This window comes from Acerihabitans sp. TG2, from assembly GCF_035013185.1.
In the GTDB taxonomy this organism is placed as follows: Bacteria; Pseudomonadota; Gammaproteobacteria; order Enterobacterales; family Enterobacteriaceae; genus Acerihabitans.
The window spans coordinates 1-2521 of sequence record NZ_JAYGJO010000072.1 but is presented as its reverse complement, the minus strand read 5'-3'; the positions used below and the strand labels follow the sequence as shown (position 1 = coordinate 2521).

At 55.2% G+C, this 2521-nt stretch carries 3 protein-coding genes; all 3 read left to right on the top strand.

Annotation, left to right across the window (positions count from 1 at the left end):
• The first annotated feature begins 85 nt into the window (after positions 1-85).
• Genes SJI19_RS24470 through tnpC form a run of 3 tightly spaced genes read left to right on the top strand, consistent with a single transcriptional unit; the run spans position 86 to position 2492 of the window.
• Positions 86-520, top strand: a complete 435-nt coding sequence (locus SJI19_RS24470) for a transposase (RefSeq protein WP_323480838.1) — start codon at positions 86-88, stop codon at positions 518-520.
• Positions 517-867 (top strand): IS66 family insertion sequence element accessory protein TnpB, encoded by a 351-nt coding sequence (gene tnpB / locus SJI19_RS24465; RefSeq protein WP_323480837.1) that lies wholly within the window; start codon positions 517-519, stop codon positions 865-867. Before SJI19_RS24470 ends, tnpB begins: the two co-directional genes overlap by 4 nt.
• Positions 868-896: 29 nt before the next feature.
• The gene (tnpC, locus tag SJI19_RS24460; protein WP_323480836.1) at positions 897-2492 is read left to right on the top strand and encodes an IS66 family transposase; all 1596 of its coding nucleotides are present in this window, start codon (positions 897-899) and stop codon (positions 2490-2492) included.
• Positions 2493-2521 lie beyond the last annotated feature (29 nt).

Here is a 2521-nt window from a genome sequence, read left to right as displayed (position 1 = left end):
GTAAGCGTACAGCCCGCGCCGTCTGTTATCTATTCCTCAAGGTAGGTAGGTTAGAGCTCCGTCTCATTTAGAAAGAGTTCTATCTATGGAAAAACCCACTAATTGGCGTAACGGTCCCCGTAACATCTATTCCGACGACTTTAAACTACAGATGGTTGAATTGGCGTCCCAGCCTGGTGCTAATGTGTCCCAAATCGCCCGTGAGAATAGCGTTGGCAGTAATCTTATCTTTAAATGGTTACGTCTTTGGCAACAGGAAGGCCGCATATCCCGCCGCTTGCCGGCCACAGTGACACCGTCATCAAACCCAACATTACTACCGGTTGAAGTGATATCCGAGTTGCCGACGCCGGATATCTCGGGTGATAAAACTCGATATTCCCGAACAACATCACCTACAGCAGTTAGCGCACCATCCTGTTGTATCGAGTTTCGGTCCGGCAAAATGACGCTGGAAAATATCTCCCCGGAACTGTTGACCGTTATGCTTCGTGAACTGACCGGGGGTGCCCGAGGATGATCCCACTTCCCTCAGGAACCCAAATCTGGCTGGTTGCCGGTGTGACCGATATGCGAAAATCCTTCAACGGCCTTGGGGAACAGATACAGCAGGCGCTTAACGAGAACCCGTTCTCCGGGCACCTGTTTATCTTCCGTGGCCGTCGTGGCGACATGGTGAAAATCCTCTGGGCGGATACGGATGGTCTGTGCCTATTCAGCAAGCGTCTGGAGCAGGGTCAGTTCATCTGGCCGACGGTTCGCGACGGCAAAATCACGCTCACCCGTTCTCAACTGGCTATGCTACTGGACAAGCTGGACTGGCGTCAGCCTAAAACAACACGCCTTAACTCACTGACAATGTTGTAAAAAAATCACTGGTGCATTATAAATGGGGCATGAGTCAAGACTATCTCGCCCGTATCGCTGAACTGGAACGGCAGCTTCACCAAAAAGACCAGCAACTCAGTCTCGTTGAGGAGACTGAGGTCTTCCTGCGCCTGGCGCTTGCTCGGGCGGAGGAAAAAGTAGAAGAGGAAGAACGCAAAAACGAACACCTGCGCGCGCAGTTGGATAAGCTGCGGCGCATGCTGTTCGGCGTCTCCTCGGAAAAGCTGTTGCGCGAAGTTGACGACGCGCAATCGGCACTGGAGCAGCGTGAACAGGACGGTGACCGGCGCACCGGCCGGGTGGATGACCCGCAGGTTCCCCGTCAGCTTCGTCAATCCCGGCATCGCCGCCCGCTGCCGGAAAACCTTCCCCGTGAAATAAACCGTCTTGAGCCCGCAGAAACCTGTTGCCCGGAATGTGGCGGTCGGCTGGACTATCTGGGTGAAACCAGCGCGGAACAGCTTGAGCTGATACGCAGCGCCCTGAAAGTTATCCGTACCGTTCGGGTGAAAAAAGCCTGCGTGAAGTGCGACTGTATCGTTGAAGCCCCAGCCCCTTCCCGCCCCATTGAACGCGGTATCGCCGGTGCCGGTCTGCTGGCCCGCGTGCTGACCTCGAAGTATGCCGAACACACGCCGTTGTATCGTCAGACGGAAATCATGGCGCGTCACGGTGTGGATCTGAGCCGGGCGCTGCTCTCCAACTGGGTGGATGCGTGCTGCCGTCTAATGGCGCCGCTGGAAGAAGCTCTTTATCACTACGTCATGGCCACCGGCAAACTGCATACTGATGATACGCCGGTGCCGGTACTGGCGCCGGGCAAGAAAAAGACCAAAACCGGTCGTCTGTGGACTTACGTGCGCGATGATCGCAATGCCGGTTCATCGGACCCGCCGGCGGTCTGGTTCGCTTACTCGCCGGATCGGCAGGGAGAGCATCCTAAACATCATCTTCGTTTTTTCCAGGGTGTGCTGCAGGCGGATGCGTATACCGGCTATGATCAGTTGTTCAGCGCGAAACGTGAAGGTGGGGCACTCAAGGAAGCGGCCTGCATGGCCCATGCCCGAAGAAAAATCCACGACGTGTATATACGGACAAAAAAAGCGGGCACTGCGGAGGACGCGCTGGCGCGTATCCGAGAACTGTATGTCATCGAAGCCGAGATCCGGGGGCTTACGGTAGAGGAACGGCTGAAGGCGCGGCAGGTGCGCAGCAAGCCGTTACTGGCCTCACTACATGACTGGATACAGGAAAAAATGCTGATGCTGTCACGTAAATCGGGACTGGGAGAAGCCTTCCAGTACATGTTAAATCAATGGGATGCCCTGAGTTATTACTGTGAAAACGGTCTGGTGGAAATAGACAACAACGCGGCAGAACGTACCCTGCGGGCCGTCACCCTGGGCAGGAAGAACTACCTCTTCTTCGGTTCGGATCATGGTGGCGACAGGGGTGCGATGCTGTACAGCCTGATCGGCACGTGCAAACTCAACGGTATCGATCCTGAGGCGTATCTTCGTCATATTCTCAGCGTTCTGGCTGACTGGCCGATAAACCGGGTAGCCGAACTTCTGCCTTGGAATGTGGATCTCACTACCGAATAACCGTCAATACGGCGCTGAAAGTACGCTTA

Excerpts from the sequence above, each read along its gene's own strand:
- SJI19_RS24470 (WP_323480838.1), top strand. The coding sequence starts at position 86 with ATGGAAAAACCCACTAATTGGCGTAACGGTCCCCGTAACATCTATTCC.
- tnpB (WP_323480837.1), top strand. The coding sequence starts at position 517 with ATGATCCCACTTCCCTCAGGAACCCAAATCTGGCTGGTTGCCGGTGTG.
- tnpC (WP_323480836.1), top strand. The coding sequence starts at position 897 with ATGAGTCAAGACTATCTCGCCCGTATCGCTGAACTGGAACGGCAGCTT.